Source organism: Virgibacillus kimchii (assembly GCF_055379185.1).
The window spans coordinates 4,110,719-4,132,380 of record NZ_AP043951.1 but is presented as its reverse complement, the minus strand read 5'-3'; the positions used below and the strand labels follow the sequence as shown (position 1 = coordinate 4,132,380).

At 35.4% G+C, this 21,662-nt stretch carries 24 protein-coding genes; 1 reads left to right on the top strand and 23 read right to left on the bottom strand.

Annotation, left to right across the window (positions count from 1 at the left end; genetic code table 11):
* Positions 1–17: 17 nt before the first annotated feature.
* The 3 genes from ACZ42C_RS20165 to ACZ42C_RS20155 form a co-directional block, all read right to left on the bottom strand.
* Complete coding sequence (locus ACZ42C_RS20165; protein WP_461182966.1) at positions 18–302, bottom strand: DUF5344 family protein; 285 nt, start codon at positions 300–302, stop codon at positions 18–20.
* A 1-nt stretch (position 303) separates the two neighbouring features.
* On the bottom strand, positions 304–1,440 hold the full coding sequence (locus ACZ42C_RS20160; protein ID WP_461182967.1) for a hypothetical protein: 1,137 nt from the start codon (positions 1,438–1,440) through the stop codon (positions 304–306).
* A 259-nt stretch (positions 1,441–1,699) separates the two neighbouring features.
* Complete coding sequence (locus tag ACZ42C_RS20155; RefSeq protein ID WP_461182968.1) at positions 1,700–2,242, bottom strand: hypothetical protein; 543 nt, start codon at positions 2,240–2,242, stop codon at positions 1,700–1,702.
* 149 nt (positions 2,243–2,391) lie between these two features.
* On the opposite strand from ACZ42C_RS20155, the gene ACZ42C_RS20150 reads away from it, so the two are divergent.
* A complete protein-coding gene (locus ACZ42C_RS20150) occupies positions 2,392–3,804 on the top strand; it encodes an IS110 family RNA-guided transposase (protein WP_464891251.1) in 1,413 nt (470 codons plus the stop codon).
* 1,091 nt (positions 3,805–4,895) lie between these two features.
* On the opposite strand, the gene ACZ42C_RS20145 is transcribed toward ACZ42C_RS20150, so the two are convergent.
* From ACZ42C_RS20145 to ACZ42C_RS20050, 20 genes are all read right to left on the bottom strand, one after another.
* Positions 4,896–5,198, bottom strand: coding sequence for a hypothetical protein (locus tag ACZ42C_RS20145; RefSeq protein ID WP_461182272.1), 303 nt, complete (start codon positions 5,196–5,198; stop codon positions 4,896–4,898).
* A 438-nt stretch (positions 5,199–5,636) separates the two neighbouring features.
* Complete coding sequence (locus ACZ42C_RS20140; protein WP_461182273.1) at positions 5,637–6,185, bottom strand: hypothetical protein; 549 nt, start codon at positions 6,183–6,185, stop codon at positions 5,637–5,639.
* A 310-nt stretch (positions 6,186–6,495) separates the two neighbouring features.
* Positions 6,496–6,813 (bottom strand): DUF4176 domain-containing protein, encoded by a 318-nt coding sequence (locus ACZ42C_RS20135; protein ID WP_461182274.1) that lies wholly within the window; start codon positions 6,811–6,813, stop codon positions 6,496–6,498.
* Positions 6,814–6,862: 49 nt separating this feature from the next.
* Complete coding sequence (locus tag ACZ42C_RS20130; RefSeq protein WP_461182275.1) at positions 6,863–7,522, bottom strand: DUF443 family protein; 660 nt, start codon at positions 7,520–7,522, stop codon at positions 6,863–6,865.
* Positions 7,523–7,578: 56 nt separating this feature from the next.
* The gene (locus ACZ42C_RS20125) at positions 7,579–8,598 is read right to left on the bottom strand and encodes a hypothetical protein (protein WP_461182276.1); all 1,020 of its coding nucleotides are present in this window, start codon (positions 8,596–8,598) and stop codon (positions 7,579–7,581) included.
* Positions 8,599–8,905: 307 nt separating this feature from the next.
* The gene (locus ACZ42C_RS20120) at positions 8,906–9,220 is read right to left on the bottom strand and encodes a DUF4176 domain-containing protein (protein ID WP_461182277.1); all 315 of its coding nucleotides are present in this window, start codon (positions 9,218–9,220) and stop codon (positions 8,906–8,908) included.
* 52 nt (positions 9,221–9,272) lie between these two features.
* Positions 9,273–9,932: a DUF443 family protein gene (locus ACZ42C_RS20115; protein WP_461182278.1), complete on the bottom strand. Its 660-nt coding sequence runs from the start codon at positions 9,930–9,932 to the stop codon at positions 9,273–9,275.
* A gap of 75 nt (positions 9,933–10,007) precedes the next feature.
* Complete coding sequence (locus tag ACZ42C_RS20110) at positions 10,008–11,510, bottom strand: T7SS effector LXG polymorphic toxin (protein WP_461182279.1); 1,503 nt, start codon at positions 11,508–11,510, stop codon at positions 10,008–10,010.
* Between the two features lie 13 nt (positions 11,511–11,523).
* Positions 11,524–11,832, bottom strand: a complete 309-nt coding sequence (locus ACZ42C_RS20105) for a TIGR04197 family type VII secretion effector (protein WP_461182280.1) — start codon at positions 11,830–11,832, stop codon at positions 11,524–11,526.
* A gap of 6 nt (positions 11,833–11,838) precedes the next feature.
* A complete protein-coding gene (locus tag ACZ42C_RS20100) occupies positions 11,839–12,201 on the bottom strand; it encodes a YwqH-like family protein (RefSeq protein ID WP_461182281.1) in 363 nt (120 codons plus the stop codon).
* On the bottom strand, positions 12,194–12,508 hold the full coding sequence (locus ACZ42C_RS20095; RefSeq protein WP_461182282.1) for a hypothetical protein: 315 nt from the start codon (positions 12,506–12,508) through the stop codon (positions 12,194–12,196). The genes ACZ42C_RS20100 and ACZ42C_RS20095 overlap by 8 nt, the downstream gene beginning before the upstream one ends.
* Before the next feature lie 294 nt (positions 12,509–12,802).
* Positions 12,803–13,099: a DUF4176 domain-containing protein gene (locus tag ACZ42C_RS20090; protein ID WP_461182283.1), complete on the bottom strand. Its 297-nt coding sequence runs from the start codon at positions 13,097–13,099 to the stop codon at positions 12,803–12,805.
* Between the two features lie 120 nt (positions 13,100–13,219).
* On the bottom strand, positions 13,220–13,765 hold the full coding sequence (locus tag ACZ42C_RS20085; RefSeq protein WP_461182284.1) for a hypothetical protein: 546 nt from the start codon (positions 13,763–13,765) through the stop codon (positions 13,220–13,222).
* A 19-nt stretch (positions 13,766–13,784) separates the two neighbouring features.
* The gene (locus tag ACZ42C_RS20080; RefSeq protein WP_461182285.1) at positions 13,785–15,116 is read right to left on the bottom strand and encodes a T7SS effector LXG polymorphic toxin; all 1,332 of its coding nucleotides are present in this window, start codon (positions 15,114–15,116) and stop codon (positions 13,785–13,787) included.
* Positions 15,117–16,696: 1,580 nt separating this feature from the next.
* A complete protein-coding gene (locus ACZ42C_RS20075) occupies positions 16,697–17,569 on the bottom strand; it encodes a DUF6612 family protein (protein ID WP_461182286.1) in 873 nt (290 codons plus the stop codon).
* Positions 17,570–17,885: 316 nt separating this feature from the next.
* Positions 17,886–18,179: a DUF4176 domain-containing protein gene (locus tag ACZ42C_RS20070; RefSeq protein ID WP_461182287.1), complete on the bottom strand. Its 294-nt coding sequence runs from the start codon at positions 18,177–18,179 to the stop codon at positions 17,886–17,888.
* Positions 18,180–18,431: 252 nt separating this feature from the next.
* Positions 18,432–18,812, bottom strand: a complete 381-nt coding sequence (locus ACZ42C_RS20065) for a hypothetical protein (RefSeq protein ID WP_461182288.1) — start codon at positions 18,810–18,812, stop codon at positions 18,432–18,434.
* Positions 18,813–19,134: 322 nt separating this feature from the next.
* Positions 19,135–20,712: a T7SS effector LXG polymorphic toxin gene (locus ACZ42C_RS20060; protein WP_461182289.1), complete on the bottom strand. Its 1,578-nt coding sequence runs from the start codon at positions 20,710–20,712 to the stop codon at positions 19,135–19,137.
* Positions 20,713–20,922: 210 nt separating this feature from the next.
* Positions 20,923–21,225 carry a TIGR04197 family type VII secretion effector gene (locus ACZ42C_RS20055; RefSeq protein ID WP_461182290.1) on the bottom strand — a complete coding sequence of 101 codons (303 nt, stop codon included), beginning with the start codon at positions 21,223–21,225 and terminating at the stop codon, positions 20,923–20,925.
* A gap of 8 nt (positions 21,226–21,233) precedes the next feature.
* On the bottom strand, positions 21,234–21,650 hold the full coding sequence (locus ACZ42C_RS20050; RefSeq protein ID WP_461182291.1) for a YwqH-like family protein: 417 nt from the start codon (positions 21,648–21,650) through the stop codon (positions 21,234–21,236).
* Positions 21,651–21,662 lie beyond the last annotated feature (12 nt).

Sequence of the window (21,662 nt, the reverse complement as noted above, 5' to 3'; positions counted from 1 at the left end):
ACCTCATTCCTTTAGGTTTAATTAAAAAGCCGCCAATCAGCCATTCTGCTATCCTGTTCAATCATCTTTTCCTTTATGTCATCTACCTTCACCAAGTCGCTTTCCACTAGGGAAATATAATCTCCAAGCACCTGTTCAAACTGGGTCAAAATGTTGTTATACCTTGTAATGCTCGTCAGCCGGGTTTCACTTAATTCATTTTTGTTAAGTTTAGAAGCCTCACTAATCCCATTTGCCGTTGACTGTAATTCTCCTTTATGCTGCTCCACCTGATGCGGATGCACATAAACCTCTCTGCCCATTTTAAACACCTCCTCCTGAATAAATAATTTTCATTTCAGCCACTTTTATTTTGATTGCCTGAATATAATCCATGAATGCTTCATGAGTGACATCGCCAAATATATTCATTACCCTCAGTAAGTTTATCCCCCTTACTAAATGCTGACTGAGAATGGATATAAATTTTTCTGCATCATTCGTTTTTACATACTGCAGACTGGTGTAATATTGATCCCTTGCTTTGTAGAAGTCTTTTTCATCCCATTTCTTTGTTAATATGGTATAAAGAAAGTCTGTATCCCCCCTGTTTTCATATACAATACTTGCATAATCCTTACTGATATTAACATAGTAGTTTTCATGAAAAATAATAGCCCCGATAACATGTAAATACACTAATTCCATTTCCATTTTAAAATCACCAGGCTTATTCCTGATCAGTAGTGTCCCTATCGAGCGTTCTTTCCGGGAATCATAGACTTTCTTTACCGTGTTCTTATAATTCATTCTTTTGTATACATGCTGGACTTTCCGCTCAACCGTTCTTGACGCTATTTTTTCTGTCAGCCACCTGGTTTCACTAAAGTCTTGGTCATGATGAGCGATAATCATAATAGCATTGTCTGGAGAGAATAATGTATCATTTAATAAAACAATATCATCATACAAAACATCTGCCAGATCCTGTTGTAATAAAGAAGTATTATATAACCGGTTGGGAATAGCAAACTCCTGGATATCCATCATGCTGTTAAAAGTGGGGTCTTTCATATGTAATTCAAAATCTTTTGCAGAGACTTCTTTCTGGTAGTTAAACTCTTCCTCATTAATTTTGTCTGTAAAGAGGGACTCCAGAATCGGATCAATAAAATCTGTTAATCTGCCATCTGTGATTTTTATATTGATAGTTGAAGTATCCATGGAAATCTGCGTATGAACCTTCAACTCAGGTATTTTTTTCTCGAGCTGATTCTTTTTCAAGTTGGTTAATATGTTGGAACTGCCGGAGCCAATCCACATCATTTTATTATCCTCATTTATCAGCCTATCTCCGTAACCTGCACCATAACTGATTGATATGTACGCTTCGCCACGATTTACCGTTTCTAAAAGAATACAATTTAATTTATTTTTCCCGATGTACTTTTGTTGAAACACGTGATCCCCCCTTTTTAGAACAGCAACGCATGGAAACAAATCCTCTTATATAAATGTTTATCATTTTTTGAATTAAGTAATTTCTTATATCATATCGAAAAACAAATAACACTTCCACTCCATCCCGGCCAAATGTCATGAAATAAATATATGGTCCCGGTTTTTTAAAAAATCAACTGGAAAGCATCGCAAAATGATGGGGTGCCTGTCACTCCCCGGTTAGAGCAGTAATTACCCAACGCTTTTCCCATTTCACCGTCTATTCCACAGATTCATACGAAAACTCTGCGAAATCCATCTGAAGATCATCCTGATTAATAGTATTGATCAGCTCCATTTGTTCGTCAGATGTAATTGGAAGTAATATTGGCATAGCTGCGTTGTTTTCAAGTACTCCGGCTACTTCCTCATTCATGGTGATATGAACACGATCCCAGATCATATTATTCTCTGAATCACCTAAACTGAAAATAAATTCCACATTTTTAATCGGTTCGCCGAGCCGGTTCACCGCTATAAATACCATTTGCTCATTCCCCTCGGCATCGGTTATCATTGTTGCCGATCTCATGGAAAAATCATTGACGACCCCATATTTTGGATCCTCTTTTACAAATTCATCAAGAAATTGATACACTTCACTTTCTTCCATTGTAACCCCTGCTTCCTCGTCCGCCTTTGTCATCTGTAACTGCAAATCTTCTTTCTCATTGCTGCCGCCGGACCCATACTCCACTGAAAAATTACAAGCTGCCAACAACAGTAGACCAACGAACATAAAACTGGAAATCATCTTATTCATACTTAGCTTCTCTCCCTTATTGGAATCCGGGGTATCCGGTGCCTAGTATAGTAAATAGTTCATAAATGAAGAAAGACCATCATTTTCAATGTAAAATAGAAGTACCTATCACAGAACTTCCAATTACTAATCACTCAAAGGAGATGAAAATGATGGTCCATACATTATTGAACCATATTCAAGGTAAGAATGGAAGTCGATGGGCAGAATTTATTCGAAAAACAGGAGGAGAAAAGATATTAATCGTAGCGGTGGATGCAGCGAAGTATACGCATAAGGCCACAATCTGTACATTTTATGGAGATATTCTGGTAAAACCATTTGAGTTTGATGCATCCGGGACTGGATTTGAGAAGGTAAGGAATTTGGTTGAGAGTGAAAAGAAAAAACATAAAATGAAAGAGGTTGTTATTGGCATTGAAACAACGGGGCATTATTATGAGGATCTGGTGAGGCGCAGTTATAAAGAGGGTTATATGGTTCGGGTTATAAATGCAGCGACCACAGCACAAGTACGGGAGATGCTTTTAAATTCATCCAAGACAGACAACCTGGATTTAATGGCGATTGTACAAGCGATAATATACGGTCATGGCACAACGCATGAATTAAGCTCGGATACGATGAATAACCTGCAAAAGCTAACTCGTGCAAGACGTGAGTTAGTGGCAGAGCGTTCATCTGTACAAAATCAAATACGTGTCCATTTAGACCATATATTCCGCGAATTTCAAGGGAAAAGTGTATGGGAAAACGGCAAGCGAGAACAGAAAAAGCCCTTTTCCGATTTATTTGGGAAGTCGTCGGTTTACATCATGAGAAATTGCCCACATCCAAGCGATATCGTGGAACTTGGAGTGAAAGGCTTACGTGCTCTTTCGGTACGTGAAAATCTAAAACTGCGAGATGATACGATTCAATGCTTGCTTGATTTTGCCAATCAATCCATTTCACAGCCAAAGGAATGTGTCCAGGCGGATCAATTCCTGCTTAATCAGCGTCTGGATCAACTGGAATTATTAAATAAACAGATTAAAAAGCTGGAAAGAGAGATTGAGGATTTATTTGTACAGACAGAGGGGGCGGTCCTTCTTAGCGTGCCGGGTATTGGAGTCGTTACTGGAGCTGAATTATACGCGGAAATGGAGGATATTTCTGATTTCGATCATGCGGGACAATTAATAAAAATGGCAGGGACAAACCCAGTCGTGAAGCAGTCAGGGGATAGGAGACCTTCTTACTACGCTGTTTCCAAACAGGGGAGGAAGCCTTTCCGAAATGTTGTTTATCAGGCCGGCCGGTCTTTAGCCAGTAATAACCCGGAAATGAAACAGAAATATAAAGAGCTCATTGAACGCGGAAAAGTCGCTCCACAGGCTTACATTGCTTTGGGAAACCGGATGATTCGATTAGCCTTTTCCATGATTAAGCATCAGACGTTATACCGTACAAATCATAAAGATTATACTTTACTCAATCAAATAAGCAAAAAGCTGCACAGCGCTAATACAAAGCTGTTTTTCGAAAAATTTGCCGCAACGATAGACTATCAGTCTGCCTAACTGGAAATTAAGTAATTATAGACAGTGAGCCAGTTATGACAAAAGTGATCCATTCACTGGAAAATAGCACTATCTTAACCACAGCTTTAGCTGCTTGCCCTTGACCGCCGTGCCACTTCTTAGTGATCGCTGGAAGGGGGCGGGGCCCCGCCAGCGGAACTTAGAAGTGAATGTCCGTGGTACGCTGCTGATGCGGATGGAGCCCTAAAGGCTGTTTTTCTACCATCCGCCATCAAAACCACTACCACGGACACAAACAAGGTCAAGGATGGTGGGATACATGGCATGAATGATATTATTTGATGTTTTTATTCACTAAGTAGAACACGAAGCATGAACTGATTAAAGCCATTTGTTTTTATAAGCTATAGGAAGTGAAAATGGAGCTCCTCTAGGACGTTAGATTACATTGAACAACGTGCCTGAGGCTCCAGACCTCGTGTGACAGCGTTATGGATCTTGTCCTGCAAGTACGAATAATACGTGAAAATCTAAGTTTATATCACTAGGTTGTATCCTCTGCAGGATAAAAAAGCAAGATCCCTTTTACGTTCTAGAGGGGCTCTATTATAAAGTTCTGTGATGGATGAGTCTTTTCAGAAAACAAAGAAAATGAAGGGCTTTAGTTAAACTTACCCTTTTTTCGGTAAAATTACCTATTGACTTATTTACCATTATACGCTGTCACTCCCCGTTTTTTACGAAATTTGTCGAATGAAGAATACGGAGACTCAACCCGGCCACAAGTTATTCAAAGCTCCAGCCCTGCCTCCTCAAACGTCATACACTTCTTCGTGTTGCATGAGGTTTCAAAAATAGGGAAAAGGAAAACAAGCGCAGCTCCTGATCCTTTTCCAAGACACAATTTATATACTTGCCCCATACAACTCAAGTGATCATGTGCTAGTCTACAATTATATGCCTCTCTGTTGTTAGTCATTAATATGCCACTTGTTAAGAAACACTTCTTCGATTCCCTACAAGTTTGTTTTCTATAAATTATCACATCTAACGGTAATCTTATTCATTACATCATCGTATTCGGCAACTTTAAAGCGAGTCGATTTGATCTATCCATAGACCTTGATAAATTACAAATTCTCTTTATGCAGGTAAAGAAAGTAAAAAACAATGGGCATGAATAGTAGAGCTTGAAAAAAAGCAGCAACCCCATAAAGGTTATAGAGAACAAAAGGCTCAACCAAAATACCAATGCCGAATGTTACTGTTAAAATCATTCCTTGCGTATATCCTTTTAAAAAAATGATAGCGAAAAATGCAGGTGTCCAAAGTAAAGTGTTAAAAACATGGATCCAACCTTCAGTCAACTCAAAGAAAGTTGATATGTACATTAGGACGACTGAAATTTTTATTAAAATATAAATGATTCGCACACTATTCCCCCTCGTCTATTCAGTATACTATGGTGGACCCCTGTTAAGAACTTGTTCCTTCTTTTGAATATACAATTGATCCTATTGGTAACATGCTAATTGTCCTTCCTTAAACTTTAGAGTTTGTAAGTGTGTTGATTATTAGTTTGTTTATAATATATTTAACTTGCTTTGTTATTACCGTCTTTAAATATCACTTTATTTTCCCCTAATGCAATACTCAGAAAACTGGCTAATAATGAAATGAACATGAAATTCATTCCTGTTAAGAGGATATTCGCATTGGCTAACCGAATAAACCCACTCCAGCTTAGAATAGTTAATCCCAGGAATAGCCATCAATAGTCAGGATGCGATATCTTAAATTTTTTCTTACACCGTTTACCTTGCAATTCATTTCATTGTTCCACTCTCCATCTTTTAAACTTAATTTGTACTTCAAAGTTTTTTTACATCTTTGTTTTGAAACTTTTTTAGTATTGCATTACGTGTTAAAGGTCTGGTAAGAAATATAATAAATAAAGGGATGATCCCCAAACTGCCGATAATTAATAATTCAATCTGACTCATTAGGAAGAATAGTATAAAACCAATTAAACTTAAAATTACACTTACTCCAATACCTAAGCTTAATTCAGTACGAAATTGTTTCATACCTTTTCTGGCATACTGCTCCATTGTATTTTCGTCAAGCAAAACTTCATTATCCATTCTTGGTATATAATAGTTTTTCATAAAAAACTTTGCAATGAAATAGCAAATTATTACTGCTGCAAAAAATAATGCTATATTAAGTAATAGGTTTCTATATGGCTGGTAAATATTATTCAATAGAATAGAACCATAGAGAACCAGTAAGAAAAGACCAATATATACTAATGATGACTTGTTACGATGCGGAAACCTATAAATTTTATCATGCGCCGTATCATAAAATAAAGTATAAATTTCTTTCTCTCTGTATAGTGGGATTAACTTATTCTTCACTTTTTCACCCCTAAATTAGTTAGTACCTATATTTTGGCTTGCACTACAAACTTCAATTAAAATATCTTCTCTAACCGCATAGCCAGTGTTTCTTACCCACTTCTTTTGAGTATGCATCTGTCAAGGGTGAACCTTTCCGGACAGATGCATACTCAGTAGTCCAGGCTATCGCTACCCATGAAAGCATCCTACTTAAATAAATAAGGGCAAGGATTATTCAGTTTAATCCACTGCCCTACTCATCAATTTAAAACAATTATCATTGCTAAATAAGTATACCTGGTATCCATATCTTAGTTAAATAAGTATTTTACTTAGTTTTTAATGGACCCTCTACCGTACCCTTATCAATAGTTGCTTTATTTTCTTCCAGCCAACTGTCGTAAATTTCTTGAAAACGTTCTTCTTCTTCGTCCTTATACCCTTCAAAAACTACTTTATCTATATTCTCTTCATTAAAATAGAAAACATTGTTCGGATCTAAGCCTTGAGGATAAATACATCCCGTATAATCATACATTATCCCTTTACCATCTGTCTCCTCTGATGAAAGAATCGGCCCTCTGTTCAAGATCATTAATTTGCTTGTTCCTTCTTTTAAATATACAATTGATCCGATTGGCAACATGGTAACTATTCCCCCCCTATATTTTTTTAATTTTTGTTTTATAATTTATTTAACCTGCTACCTTATTGTCATCTTTAAATATCACTTTATTTTCCCCTAGAGCATAACTTAATACACTGGCTAACAACGAAAGGAAAAAGAAAACCATTCCGGCGAATAGGATAATTGCATTCGCAAGTTGAATAAACCCACCCCAGCTTAGAATAGTTAGCCCCAGGAAAAGTAAATAAGAAAAGAAAACGAAGAGAAAATGTTTATATGTTTGTGGTTTAATCCATAATTGTTTCGTTGGGTATTCTTTTAGGTTAAGCACTTTATATAAGCTTTTTTTACTTCTACTACTCATATAGAAATATAAAGACAACACGATTAATATTACAATCATAACAATAATTGAATTTGCGATTTGGGTACTTTTAACATCAAAGTAATTCACCAAAGGTTGTAGTAAATTAGCTAAAATAACAGCAAAAGTTCCAGCTAATATGGTAGCACCTCCTGTTTTAGTTTGTTCTACTTCTGGTGATTTCAATTTTTCTACGATTTCATGATCACTTACTTTATAAACCGTATTTGGAAATATCCAGTAAAATAGAGGGGAAAAAATTTTCCAAAATGGTCTTCCCATGTCCAGGATGTAAGTTTGACCATCAATAGTCAGGATACGATATCTTAAATTTTTTCTTACACCGTTTACTTTGCATTTCATTTAATTTCCACCCTCTCCATTTTCAAACTTCTTACCTATTTCCTCTTATTTATTATCTAGCTAAATGGATTGATAGCATCAAGCCCGCTTTTAAAAGTTTCACCAACCCAGTTTAAACCGCCCTCAACTTTATCGCTTGCCCAGTTAAAACCTTTATTTATTTGTTCGCCTGCTTTGTCTAATTGTTGACCTGCCCAGTCTAGGCCAGTCTGGATGCCTAAATGATTATTATCGTATGCCCAGTTAAATAACCCTGTTGCAACAGTACCAACCACTAAACCGCCTGCTAATGCCCATCCTACGGGAGTAGTAGCTCCAAAAAATCCCGCTACCTCTGTTATAATTCCCGAGGTGGCAGCAGTGGTTAGAAGACCCGTCCCACCTGCTGCAGCATTTTTTGTAAGTGCCTCCCCAGCAGTTTTGTCAGTATTTTTAAAATCAATATATGCTCCAACCCCAATGGTTAATGTGGCTAATGACCCACCTATTGCCCTACCGACATTTAGGATTTTATTCCCTTGCTTTTTTAAATAACTAGAAGTAGAAGATGGATTATTTGCATTCATGGCTTTTACTAAATCGGCACGATTTAATTTGTCGTTTCCGGCATCTGTGATTTTTTGACCGATAATACTAGTAATAGCATTTCCTCTAAAACCATCGGCAACATTGCCAAAGTTATCCATAACATACCTAACAAAATTCTCCGATACTTCCCCGTCTTCTTCATTATTAATCTTCCTAATCTCAGCCAAATGCTCATAGTATTCGGCTTCGTTTATTTTACCATTTTTCAAGTCTTGATAAACTTTATTTAATAGTTCTTGGGACGGTTCATTCATATCTTTTATCGCTGATTCCTTAGCATCCCTCGCCTTATCAAGCACTAATTCACGCCTATCATCATTAAATTCTCTCAAAGCGTGCAAACCGACACTAGAGACATTACCTTGGTAATCAGTAAACCGGCTTGGACCAGCTACAGCCCCTGCATTCTGAATCGCTTTTTCAATGTGATGAAGCAATTCTTCTGTTTCCGATATTTCACTCCTGCCTGTTGTAGTATAGGATTCCAAACTCCTCTCTAAATCGGTTATTACTTTAATGATCGATCTATAATCACTGTTAAGTGACATGGGGAAGGGTGGTTGGCACTGCTGATATCAGAGACACTGGCAATTGAAAGTAGACCCATTGTCAAGACTCATACTTTATAAAATGAAGGTAAAGAGTTCATTACTAAACTAAGGTAGTTTTCTCCCTAATAAATAAGGGCAAGGATTATTCAGTTTAATCCACTGCCCTACCCATCAATTTAAAAGAATTATCATTGCTAAATAAGTATTCCCTGTGCCCGGTTTTTCGTTTAAATAAGTAATCAAGTCAGGTTTTTAAAGGACCCTCTACCGCGCCCTTAACAATAGATGATCTATTTTCCTCCAGCCAACTGTCATAAATTTCCTGGAAACGTTCTTCTTCTTCATCTTTGTATCCTTCAAATACTACTTTATCTATATTCTCTTCATTAAAATAGAAAACATTGTTCGGATCTAAGCCTTGAGGATAAATACATCCCGTATAATCATACATTATCCCTTTACCATCTGTCTCCTCTGATGAAAGAATCGGTCCTCTGTTCAAAATCATTAACTTGCTTGTTCCTTCTTTTAAATATACAATCGATCCAATTGGTAACATGTTGATTCCCCTCTCTTGTTTAAACCTATAAAACTTAATTTTAAATTTAATTCTAAACATCGGCCTTCTTATCATCTTTAAATTTCACACTGGTTTGGCCTACTGGTACTGTCAAAGCACTAATCAATAATGTAATAATCATTAAGATCATACCAGTAAAAAGAATCATTGCATTTGCTAATTGAATGAAACCACCCCATAGCAAAATAATAGAGCCCAATAACAATAAATAAAAAAATAAAATGAAGAAAAAATTCTTATATGACTGAGGCCGGATCCATAAACGCTTCATTGGGAATTGTTTTAGATTTACTATGCTAAATAAGCTTTTTTTACTTCTATTATTTATATAAAAAAATGCGAAAAGTATCAGCAGTATAACAAGCAATAGTATAATGGAATTGACGAGCGGTGTGCTTGGAACATCAAAGTAACCTGCAACAGGCCCTATTAAATTGGCTAATACCACAGCCAAAAACCCCGCCAAAACACTATCTCCTCCTGTTTTATTTTGCTCTACTTCCGGTGACTTCATTTTTTTTATAATTTCATGATCATTTACCTTATAAGCAGTATTAGGAAAGATCCAATAAGATAAAGGAAATAAAGTTTTCCAAAATGATCTCCCCATGTCCAAAATATAAGTTTGATCATTAATAGTTAGAATGCGATACCTTAGATTTTTTTTTACACCATTTACTTTGCAATTCATTATATTCTCTCACTTTCTATTTTTCTTCAATGACTCCTTCCAAAATTCATAAACTAACTGAATGGATTGACGAAATTAAGACCAAGGGTTAATGAAATCAAGCCCACCCTTAACAGTTTCACCAACCCAATTTAGGCCATCATTAACCTTTTCATCAGCCCAGTTCCAGGCCTTATTTACTTGTTCACCTGCTTTATCTAGTTGTTGACCTGCCCAGTCCAAGCCGTCTTGTATCCCGAGAAAATTACTATCATATGCCCAGTTAAACCCCCATGTTACAAGAGAACCTACAGCTACACCGCCTGCTATGGCCCATCCTACTGGGGTAGCAGCTCCAAAAAGTGCTGCGATCCCCGTTATAGCTGCTGATGTCCCCATACCTACTCCAAAACCTATTCCACCTGCAGTAGCATTCTTTGTAAATGCCTCACCAGCAGTTTTATCATTATGTTTAAAATCAATGTAAGTTCCAGCCCCAATAGTCAATGCGGCTAATGTACCACTCACTGCCCTTCCAACATTTAAGATTTTGTTTCCTTGTTCCCTTAAATAATTAGAAGTAGAAGAAGGGTTATTTGCATTCATGGCTTTTACTAAATCAGCACGATTTAATCTGTCGTTTCCAGCATCTTTGATTTTTTGACCGATAATACTGGTAATAGCATTTCCTCTTAAATCATCGGCAACATCGCCAAAGTTATCCATAACATACCTAATAAAATTCTCCGATACTTCCCCTTCTTCTTCATTATTAATCTTCCTAATCTCAGCCAAATGCTCATAGTACTCGGCTTCGTCAATTTTACCATTTTTCAAGTCTTGATAAACTTTATTTAATAGTTCTTGGGATGGTTCATTCATATATTTTATCGCTGATTCCTTAGCATCCCTCGCCTTTTCAAGCACTAATTCACGTCTGTCATCATTAAATTCTCTCAAAGCGTGCAAACCAACACTAGAGACATTACCTTGGTAATCAGTAAATCGGCCTGGACCAGCAACAGCCCCTGCATTCTGAATCGCTTTTTCAATGTGATGAAGCAATTCTTCCGTTTCTGAAATTTCACTCCTGCCTGCTGTAGTATAGGATTCCAAACTCCTCTCTAAGTCGGTTATTACTTTAATGACCGATCTATAATCACTGTTAAGTGACATGGTGGAAGGGTGGTTGGCACTGCTGATATCAGAGACACTGGCAATTGTCTCCCTGACAGATTCCTGTTCCGCACTTAGACGGTCATAACTGTCATTCACGTCTCCTTCTGTATCCATTAAATAATCACTCTCAATAATAGCAGAATCACTGTTATCCACCCTGGAACCGAATGAATTCAGATGTTTTTTTACATGTTCATCCAGGTCAGTGAACAAGATTTCAAATGTTTTTAAAAGCGTTTTATGAAGATCATTAAAGTAATTTTTTGCTTCTTTAGCTGTTTTTCCTGAAAAAGAACGTATTGCATCCAACTGTTCAATATTCTCTTCCACACGATTCAAATTAGATTTAAGATCTGCAGCAGCAGTCTTTAAATCATCCGAGAACTCGATAACCTCGGATATATCCACTTTATGCCCCATTTATAATCCCCCCTTAGGTACGTAGCGGTTGTGGCCCGGTTACATCCGTTTTCTGTAATGCCGCTAACCTTTCATCATTCTCCCTCATCTGTTCTATTGTTTGCTCCAGTATATCTATATCTGAGTTTAAAAGTGTTTGATATTTCTGCAGCAATTCAATCGCTCTAATTACATTTTCCAGATCCTTTATAAATGGTTTGATATTCGTCTTATTAAACGTACGGCTGGTTTTAATACTGCTTTCTAAACTTGATGCCGATGATCTTAGCGCTGAAATTTGGGATTTGAGCTCCCCAGGATTAATACTTACTTCCTCTATCATCTAAAATCACTCCTTTTGAGCTAAGTTTATTTGCCGATCAAGTGAATTAAGCGTATTTTGGAGGTTGTTTAATCCTGTTGTATAGATAGCTTTTTCTCCTTCGTACCTTTTTATATCCTGGTCGATCGCATCTTTAGCATCCTCTGTCCTGGAAACATAATTTCTTACTCTATCTTTATAACTACTATAATCCTCTTCAAATTTTTCCTGCTCTCTTCCCTTCCATCTTCCTGTATCAATATTTAAACCATCAATGGAACTATTTATGGATTCCAATTCTGAGATACTGGTTGCCAGGTTACTTGAGGCTTTTTGTAAGCGCGAGATCTTATCTTCCACACTTGAAATATTATTTCTTGTATCAGCCATACCCCTTAATACCGTCCTTTTTTGTTCTCGTAACTGGCTGAGTGAAGTCATTTTTTTCCCTCCCTAATTCCGGTATTTTAATTTTCACACGATCATGATCCATGGCAAAATAACACTCAATCGGTCCCGGGTGTTTTTCCTTCGTCATAAATGGCCGTGTGAATATATCCTGGCCTCCAAGTCTCCTACTTACTAGACCAACAGTAGCCTGGTTTCTGACGCACGTAGGAAAATGTGCAAAACTATGGTCTATGTAACTGTAATCACTGCAAAGTATAAACTGAATACCAACTTTTGCGCCTGTCATTAAACAACAGCCAAATACACCTGCTCCTTTAGTTTAGGGCAACAGGTTCGCCTTTCTTCCCCCCGTCAATAAAAGGACAAGGATTATCCAATCGAATCCATTGCCCTCTCCTTGATTTATTCAACAATATTCAGTTGGAATCTATTTCTAAATATATGTACAAGGTTTCATAAAACGCTTTTTCCTTTAGCGTAATATCTAGCAAAATGAAACAGTACCATAATTAAATTGCCAACGGGTTAAGAAATAATAGATGTAACTTCTTGAATTCTCAAGCACTGCCAATCTAATTTACTATTCATCATCTATCTTGAATTTAGGATAATTAACATTTTTTATTTTTTCTTCATATTCCTGTTGAAATAATTCTTCCTGCTCATCTATATAACCTTTAAAATATACCTTCTCTATATTTTCGTCATTAAAGAAATAAACTTGCTCTTCCACTTTCCCATTTGGATAAATACAAGCTGAATAATCAAAGTAGCCGATAACTCCGTCACGGTTATATAAAGGTGCACGGTTTATTATCATTAATTTCACTTCACCATTCTTTAATTTAACCACGCTTCCAATAGGTAGAATTTCCATTTATAATTAGTCCCCCTTTTAAATATCTGTTGAACGTTTTCGTATCTTGAATAATTAATCTTTTATAGTCTGATATACTTTTTACAGCAAGTGAAGTATATCAATATGGACTATTTAAAATTACAATTTGATTTCTTTGTTTTGGAACTTATGAAGTATTTTTTTTCTTGTAAAGGGGCGAGTCAAAAATATAATAAATAAAGGAACGAGTCCCAAACTGCCGATAATTAAAAGTTCAATTTGACTAAACATGAAAAATAATACGAACCCAAATACAGTAAGAATCACACCTACTCCAACACCTAGGTTTAATTCAGTACGAAATTGTTTCAATCCTTTGTTAGCAACACTTTCCATGCTATTTTCATCAAAAAAAACATCATTATCCAATTTTTGTATATAATAGTTTTTCATAAAAAATTTTGCAATAAAATAACAAATCAATACTGCTGCAAGAAACAATCCGATATTGAGTAAAAGACCTCTATATGGCTGGTATATATCATTTAAAAAGGTCGAGCCATAAAGGACTAGTATGAAAAGACCAATATATGTTAACGATGACTTATTCCGGTGTGGGAATCTGTAAAGCTTATTATGCGTCACATCATAAAACAAAGTATAAATTTCTTTCTCTCTATAAAGTGGGATTAATTTCTTCTTCACTTTTCCACCCCTAAATTAATTATCCAAATGCCGATCCTAAATTACCAAAAAATCCTGAAACAGCTTCTCCAACTTTTTTAGCACCATCAGCTATACCGCTTCCGACATCCGATAATGTTTCGGCTATCTGGGCTCTATTATCATAAACCACGTCAAATAGCATGGAACCAGCTATACCAATTCCAAACCCAACTGCTGTACCAATTGGTCCACCAGCTATTGTACCAATTTTCGCTCCTATAGCACCAGCAGCTAAGTGTCCACCAGTTTTAATTGCAGCATCCGTTGCATCTTCTCCCTGATATATCTGGACCCCAAAATCAATAGCTGAACCCACCACTGGAGGGGCGTACCTGGCACCAGTTCGTATTGCATGACTCATATTAGATGGAGGTTCTGTAAATAATACATTATTACCGTTCACAGGAGCAGCTACCAAACCACGATTAACAAAATGCTCTGTATTGTGCTGTGCCCAACGAACAATAGATTCTGCAACCTCATCTGCTACTTTACCTGTTACCTTTGATGAAACAGCATTTTTCACAAATTGTGCCCCTGTTGCAATAACACCGGATTTAATAGAATCCAAGGTTGACCAATCAATTTTCCCGTTCTCATAATCCTCTTCCGCCTGAGCAATAATTGCTCTTTCGTCATCATTAAGGTTCTCAATTTCTTCTTGTCGACTATTGTCAGAATAAGCTCTTAACGCACCCAACCCAATACTTGTTGAGGTATGTTGATAATCAGTAAATCGCGCATTCCCGGATTGCGTATTCGCCCTATTGATCGTCACTTCAATCTGATGAAGCAAATCTTTTGTTTGGGAATCGCCCTGACTTCCCTCACTCGAAAAGGAAGAAAAGTCTTCTTCCAAATCAAAAATCGTTTCCACAGCTTCATTTTTATCATTTGTTACAGATGAAAAAACCGGTGCGGCAACACTGCTGATATCTGCTACGTTATTGAGCGTTCGATTAATGGATTGACGTTCAGCATTGATATTTTCATATTCATCATCTATATCCAGTTTATTCTCGTTCAGATAATCACTTTCCACAATGGCAGAAGCACTGTTATCCACTTGTGACTGAAATGAATCCAGATGCTGTTTTAGTTGGCTTTCAAGATCTGTAAATAAATTACTGAATGATTCAAGCACTGTTTTGTGTAAGTCATTAAAATATCCCTTTGCTTCTGTTGCTGCTTGCCCCGAAAAAGAATCCATAGAATTAATTTGATCAATGTTAGACTTGATGCTATCCAGTTGTGATTGAATATCAGAAACAGCAGATGATAAATCATCCGATAAATCACTTACTTCAGCTATATCCACTTTCTTCCCCATCTTAACCCCTCCAATCTAGAAATATCTACTCAATGGATAAATAAAATTTCGGCAATGCTTAGTTTGAGATTACACTAAATGATCCGTAATTAATCTAAAATGATTATACTTATGTGAATTACGCTGTTTCTAATTAAGCGAATTATCATTCATCAACTATGCTATTTCTTCCCTTTTTTGCCGACCTCTTCTTGTTGTGCCAACGCTCCAAAAGGTAAAGTAAAAGTTTCTTCTCCCCAAATAACAAAAACCAATTCTTGTCCGTAAAACAGTGTGCTAGTTTTGTTTCACATAAGCAATGGGGGGGTGCATTACTTACATGAACTTCCATATATAAAATCATCCTCCCTCTGCCATTCTGTTCTGATAATCTAACGAATTAAGTGTTGATTGAAGATTATTTAAGCCCGCAGTATAACCGGCTTTACTACTTTTTGTTCACCTGTTTCTGATACTGTATCCAGTTCGTTTGATATTCGGTAGTGATGTCTTCATCTGAGTCACTGCATGCAGTAATAACTAGCCTAAATAATAATATAGTTATAGTTAGTAATAACAGATTTCTTCTTCTTAATTTTCTGTATGTATATTACTTAACACCAACACTCATTCCATTTAAAACAACTTATACCTAACAGAAGAATGAGTAAAAAGTTCTATAGACAGTTAATTTTTTAACCATCTAACCATTTAACCCCCTTTATCCGAATAGAGACAAAACGTAACAATAAGAATAATATTCCAACGGGAGCAATAAATAAACTAACATGGAGTAAAAAAGTTGAGCATGATATATATTGTTCAAAATAAAAAGTAAAACCTTTTGCCTATCTTTACCTTAAACCCGAACAATCAATCGGGCAACACTTTCGCAAAAGGATATAGAATGAAGCTTACTATAATATAACTATTATCTTTACTATTAAATAAACAGAAAAATATATACGAGATAGCAAATATGATAAATCCATCCCCGTAGGATTTTAAAAAGTATGAACGAACAATGGATCGATTGATAGGCGGGGTTGGGTCATATTTTTCCATGAATTCCGTTTCTTCGTTTTGATTTTGTGCAATTTTCATGATGGATACTTCGTTGTTTATTTTTTGTTATGAGATCAAACGTCTCTATAAATGCAGGTCTTTCTTGTTTTCTAATGAATTTTGTGCTTATCATAAATAGAGAAAATCCAGTTACTTGATTCATGAATAATCTGATTTTATTATTAAAGGACAATTGATAAAAATAATCATCCTCGTCATTTAATACAATCTCCATGATGTCTTGAAATGAAACTTCAAATATATTCAATATCCGTAAAGTAAATGGTTACTTCATTTTTTGTAAATGGATCCAATTGCAGATATTCATCAGTTACCATGATATAAGGATAACCTCGGACCATTTTTAATAACTAAATAGAATAATAATAAACAGCGACAAAATGATCAGTTTAAACTGTGGCTGTACATGTAAAAATGCGTCCAGCTCTTCGCAGTTTACACTTCCATATTAAAGACAATAGTTACCCATTAAATCCATCGCCTTCTCTGTGTAGCGATAATAATTTTACAGTCTTTTACTGAACAATAGCTTCCTCTTCAATATCTGTTGGCACTTCAATTGAACCTATAGTATTAAAGTTGTTGTACTTAGCTTCCATGCTTTGGACAATTTTATTATTCTCTCCAGCAATATCCATTCTCATGTCTAGTTCCAAATTGTACGTTCTCATATAAAACGGTTCTTTATCAAAGGTGGTCTCTAATATCAAATTATTAACTTCCATACTTTCTAATGCTTCTTGAACTTCCTCTCCAAGTGGCGCAAGCGCATCTTCCGGCAGGTTTTCTCTAACCAGTGAGTGAACTAAATCATTAACCCTTTCACTATCAGCATCTAATTGTAATATATACGCCTCCTCTGATTTCGTGATGGAAAGGTCATCCAGGTATTCTCCGATTTGGGCCAACTGCTGATTAGGATCAGGATACTCTTGAAGAATCTCTTCTATGTTATATTCGGAAAGGACTTCCATCTTCTCCCAATTCCCATCATTTCCGCTATAATCGTTATATATGTACATCTCATCTTCTACAAAATATATTTCCGTATCTGTTGTTGGAATATCCCCACTTATTCCTTCTAATTCCGTATTCATTGATTCTTTTAGGTGCATAGCGAATGGTTCCATAATTATTTGCATATTAATATCACTGTCGGTACTCTCTATAACTGTTCCATCCTCTGCATCTGACATTTCATATTTTATATTTATCTTTGCATCAGTACTTTCAAGATCTTCAGAGGCCTCAAGAGCTTTGGTGAATGCTTCCTCAACTGTTAAATCACTCTCCCTGACATCACTCGAATCAACTGATTCTGCTGTATTGTTACAAGCTGCAATCATAATAGCTAAACTTGCCAATATAAACAGAAGCCTTGTATTCAAAGATCTCACCTTCCTATTCATTGTTCTTCTATACATTCGCGTTTTCAATATAATTAGCTTAATCAACTTCAGAGCTAATAAGCAAAGGCAAAACAGCATAGAATGAGGATTTGGCAATTTTTTGGGAATAAAGTTACACATCAAAAGAAAGGATGTATTCAGTGTCTTATAGTACAGATTTAAGACTAAATCGAAAAAACGTTACTTTCCCTGGAGACAGTATAACCTTATACCCTTCTTTATAAGCATTTAAGTATATATTCATTTCAGAACTTTGAGTCAGATTATTAAATGTGAATATTATGCATAGGTGGGTCTAATCATCTATTGACAACTTTGGGTAGTCAACATTTTGTATCATTTTTTTATATTCTTCTTGAAATGACTTTTCCTGCTCGTCAACATAACCCTTAAAGTATACTTCTTCAATATTTTCATTATTAAAGAAATATACTTGTTCTTCCACTTTTCCCTCTGGATACATGCAGGCTGAATAATCAAAATAGCCAGTTACTCCATCCTTTTTATACAAAGGGGATCTATTTAATATCATTAATTTTACATTTCCATCTTTTAGACGTACAATACTTCCAATTGGCAATATATCCATTTCAAAATACTCCTTCAACTTTCTAACATGCTTTTTTTCAACTAAAACTTAAGTTCATACTCGCCAAGCGATATAAAAATAAAAAAGATTATTCTTTCACCTTCTTATTTCCCCTAGAAACAATGTGTCCAACTTCATTAAAATATCAATCTATACTTAATAATTGGCTAACATACTTTAAATCTGATATTTATTATAAAACATTTTGATATATAAAACTTACTCTTGTGATTATTGTTCAAAGGTAATAGTTTAGTTCATCCCGAGTATCAGAGCAAGAATCAAAATCATTAATAAAAATACCGCTGTTATAATTTCCATTACAATTTTTGACCATTTTTTATTTTTAATTAAGTACTTAGCTGAAAGTAGGAATATCAGGAAACATAACAATCCGAGTGTACCCAACCAAAATTGGAATAAATAATGAATACAAATCACTAATACAGCTGCCAATATAATTTCAGCCCATAACTCCGGCAAAAACTTAAATGACAGATAGATAATTAGCACAGCAAGAGTCAACACAGCAATTGGTGTAGCTCCTAAAAATAAACTAAATAAAATGACTCCGAATGTAATTACACCGATTACTGTACCGTAAAAAATTATGGTTGTTGTTTTTTGGTTCATTAAAAATCGTCCTTTTAAATAATTATTTTGCAGTACTCTAAATTATAATATATCACTCCTTGATACTTCGCAGCATCCTATGAATTTTTCATCTGATTGAGACACCACAGGTGACTCTGGAGAGGATTAGGAATGAAACAAATTTAAAATAATTGGTCATACTGAGCTATACTTACAAATTATTGTAAAAATGCTTTAATAAGCTTTTCTTATATCTTATTACTACATATATTTTCTAAGTTTCAGCAATAACAAGGGTTGAGTAAAATTCATTAGGTTTTATACAAACTACATTTACAATTTAAGCCTTGTAGACACAAATTTATTTATATTTTTCCCAATCTTCATACTTTATTATTTCATTTCCTTTAGAATCAATTACTAAATTTTCTATTTCTCCGTTGCCTTTATGTGTTCTATAAATCATAGTTTTTACTTCGTCTGCACTCGGAACATACAGAACGTTCCATTTATGTGGACCTGCGAGCTCTGAACTAACCCCAGTGATACCGCCACCAATTGTCCCTATTTTTTCTGTTGTTTTAGTTTTAATACCTCCGACTCCCCTGCCAAGTAATGTTGTAAACACCGTTTTAGCCACAACTCCCTGAACCTGTTGACCTGTTGTTTGCTTATGATTTTCCTCATAATATTCATAGTCTGGTTCTGCTTTGTAATGTAAATATCCTTCACTATCTATTCTATAATGAAATGTTTCACCAGATTCCAACTGTAATTGTTCTGTTGGTAAATGATGAGGAGGCTCATCTTCTTGAATTAAATAAGGCGATAATTCTGCATACTTTTCTCTTAATTGCTTTTCCTTATCTTTAGCTTCTTTAAAGGCTTTTTCATCATTGTATTGTAAGGCATGATTTTGGGCTTCCTTATATTGGTTAATCTGCAAATTTATTTCCCAAATCTCTGGCGTTTCATAGCCTCCGTTTTCTCCATGCGGACCAAGTTCTTGTTGTTCTTTAAGTATCTTTTCTAAATCCAAAAAGAATGCAAAGTTATCTTCATTCCATTCAGAAACTTTTTGTACATCACTTTTTGAAAATCCATTTAATTTCTTTTTATCGGTTATGTTTTTAAGGTACTCTGCCCCCCCTTGATTAAGAGCTACGGTGATGGCTATAAATGTGGACAAATCAATATTACCATTTTTATAATCCTCTCCAGCTTTTGCTAAAATTGCTTTTTCTTTATCACTCAAGTTCTGAATATCATCTTTCTGATTTGTAACAATGTAACCTCTTAATGCACTTAAGCCAACATTTATAGAACTGCTTTGATAATCAGTAAATCTTGCAGTGCCGGACTGTGTATTCGCTCTATTAATTGTCACTTCAATATGATTCAACAGATCTTTTATTTGAGAATCATGCTGACTTCCTTCACTCGTAAAAGAAGAAAAGGTTTCTTCCAAATCAAAAATTGTTTCCACTGTTTCATTTTTATCATTTGATACAGATGAAAATACCGGTGCTGCAACACTGCTGATATCCGCTACATCATTGAGTGTTTGATTAATGGATTGACGTTCAGCATTAATATTCTCATACGCATCATCTATATCCATTTTATTCTCATTTAGATAATCACTTTCCACAATGGCTGATGCACTGTTATCCACTTGGGACTGAAATGAATCCAGATGCTGTTTTAGTTGGCTTTCAAGATCTGTAAATAAATTACTGAATGATTCAAGCACTGTTTTGTGTAAGTCATTAAAATATCCCTTTGCTTCTGTTGCTGCTTGCCCCGAAAAAGAATCCATAGAATTAATTTGATCAATGTTAGACTTGATGCTATCCAGTTGTGATTGAATATCGGAAACAGCAGATGATAAATCATCCGATAAATCACTTACTTCAGCTATATCCACTTTCTTCCCCATTTTATCCCTCCTACCAAATACTAACAACTATAATATTATTTGTTACTTTTCAATAGTTAAGCAGACAGGCACAAATAGTTTTTTATCATTTAAACTTATACCCCTAGTAAAGTCAGATAATTGGCTTATAGGCTTATGTCGAGCTATATACTCAGAAAGGTCAAAACTATACCTTATTTGTAAACAGCCTAGAGATGTAAAGGTTCTGTTTCACATACGCAATGGCTGGAATCCATTACTTACATGATGATTCCTGCTTGCTAACTCCTCATCATTCTGCTTCATCTGTTCGCCAACATCTTCTAATATGCTGATATCATCATTTAATAATGTTTTATATTTATTAATTAATTCCACAGCCCTTATTATATTTTCCAGGTCATTCGTAAAAGGGCTGATGTTCGTTTTTTCAAAAGTTCGGTTCGTTTTAATCTTACTGTCTAAAGCTGTTACCGAATTTCTTAAGTTTTCCACGTTTGAACGAAATTCACCATGGTTAATTCCAACTTCCATTACTAAATTCACCCTCTCTCTGCCATTCTGATTTGATAATCCAATGAATCAAGTGTTGATTGAAGATTATTCAGGCCCGTAGTATAGCCAGCTTTAGTTTGTTCTGCTCTCCTGATTTCCTCATCGATTCCATCTTTGGCATCATTTACTTTTTGAACATAATTTCTTACACTATCCTGGTATGATGAATAACGATCGGTAAATCTGTTTTCCTTTGTTCCTTTCCATCTGTTATTGTCTATGGAAAGATTGTCGATATTACTATTACTCGTTTCCAATACTGAGATGGAAGACTGTAAATTACTAGATGCTGTTTGTAATCTGGTAATTTTATCGGATAGTGCACTAATTTGCTGCTTGGAATTACTCATGCCGTTTAAAACAGAGGATCTTCTACTTCTTAACAAACCCAAATTCGCACTCACTTTTCTCCCTCC

Bases quoted from the DNA above. Each gene is read 5' to 3' on its own strand.
- ACZ42C_RS20165 (WP_461182966.1), bottom strand. From the start codon at position 302: ATGGGCAGAGAGGTTTATGTGCATCCGCATCAGGTGGAGCAGCATAAA.
- ACZ42C_RS20155 (WP_461182968.1), bottom strand. From the start codon at position 2,242: ATGAATAAGATGATTTCCAGTTTTATGTTCGTTGGTCTACTGTTGTTG.
- ACZ42C_RS20150 (WP_464891251.1), top strand. From the start codon at position 2,392: ATGATGGTCCATACATTATTGAACCATATTCAAGGTAAGAATGGAAGT.
- ACZ42C_RS20135 (WP_461182274.1), bottom strand. From the start codon at position 6,813: ATGTTGCCAATCGGATCAATTGTATATTTAAAAGAAGGAACAAGCAAA.
- ACZ42C_RS20130 (WP_461182275.1), bottom strand. From the start codon at position 7,522: ATGAAATGCAAAGTAAACGGTGTAAGAAAAAATTTAAGATATCGTATC.
- ACZ42C_RS20120 (WP_461182277.1), bottom strand. From the start codon at position 9,220: ATGTTACCAATTGGATCGATTGTATATTTAAAAGAAGGAACAAGCAAG.
- ACZ42C_RS20115 (WP_461182278.1), bottom strand. From the start codon at position 9,932: ATGAATTGCAAAGTAAATGGTGTAAAAAAAAATCTAAGGTATCGCATT.
- ACZ42C_RS20110 (WP_461182279.1), bottom strand. From the start codon at position 11,510: ATGGGGCATAAAGTGGATATATCCGAGGTTATCGAGTTCTCGGATGAT.
- ACZ42C_RS20105 (WP_461182280.1), bottom strand. From the start codon at position 11,832: ATGATAGAGGAAGTAAGTATTAATCCTGGGGAGCTCAAATCCCAAATT.
- ACZ42C_RS20100 (WP_461182281.1), bottom strand. From the start codon at position 12,201: ATGGCTGATACAAGAAATAATATTTCAAGTGTGGAAGATAAGATCTCG.
- ACZ42C_RS20095 (WP_461182282.1), bottom strand. From the start codon at position 12,508: ATGACAGGCGCAAAAGTTGGTATTCAGTTTATACTTTGCAGTGATTAC.
- ACZ42C_RS20090 (WP_461182283.1), bottom strand. From the start codon at position 13,099: ATGGAAATTCTACCTATTGGAAGCGTGGTTAAATTAAAGAATGGTGAA.
- ACZ42C_RS20080 (WP_461182285.1), bottom strand. From the start codon at position 15,116: ATGGGGAAGAAAGTGGATATAGCTGAAGTAAGTGATTTATCGGATGAT.
- ACZ42C_RS20070 (WP_461182287.1), bottom strand. From the start codon at position 18,179: ATGGATATATTGCCAATTGGAAGTATTGTACGTCTAAAAGATGGAAAT.
- ACZ42C_RS20065 (WP_461182288.1), bottom strand. From the start codon at position 18,812: ATGAACCAAAAAACAACAACCATAATTTTTTACGGTACAGTAATCGGT.
- ACZ42C_RS20060 (WP_461182289.1), bottom strand. From the start codon at position 20,712: ATGGGGAAGAAAGTGGATATAGCTGAAGTAAGTGATTTATCGGATGAT.
- ACZ42C_RS20055 (WP_461182290.1), bottom strand. From the start codon at position 21,225: ATGGAAGTTGGAATTAACCATGGTGAATTTCGTTCAAACGTGGAAAAC.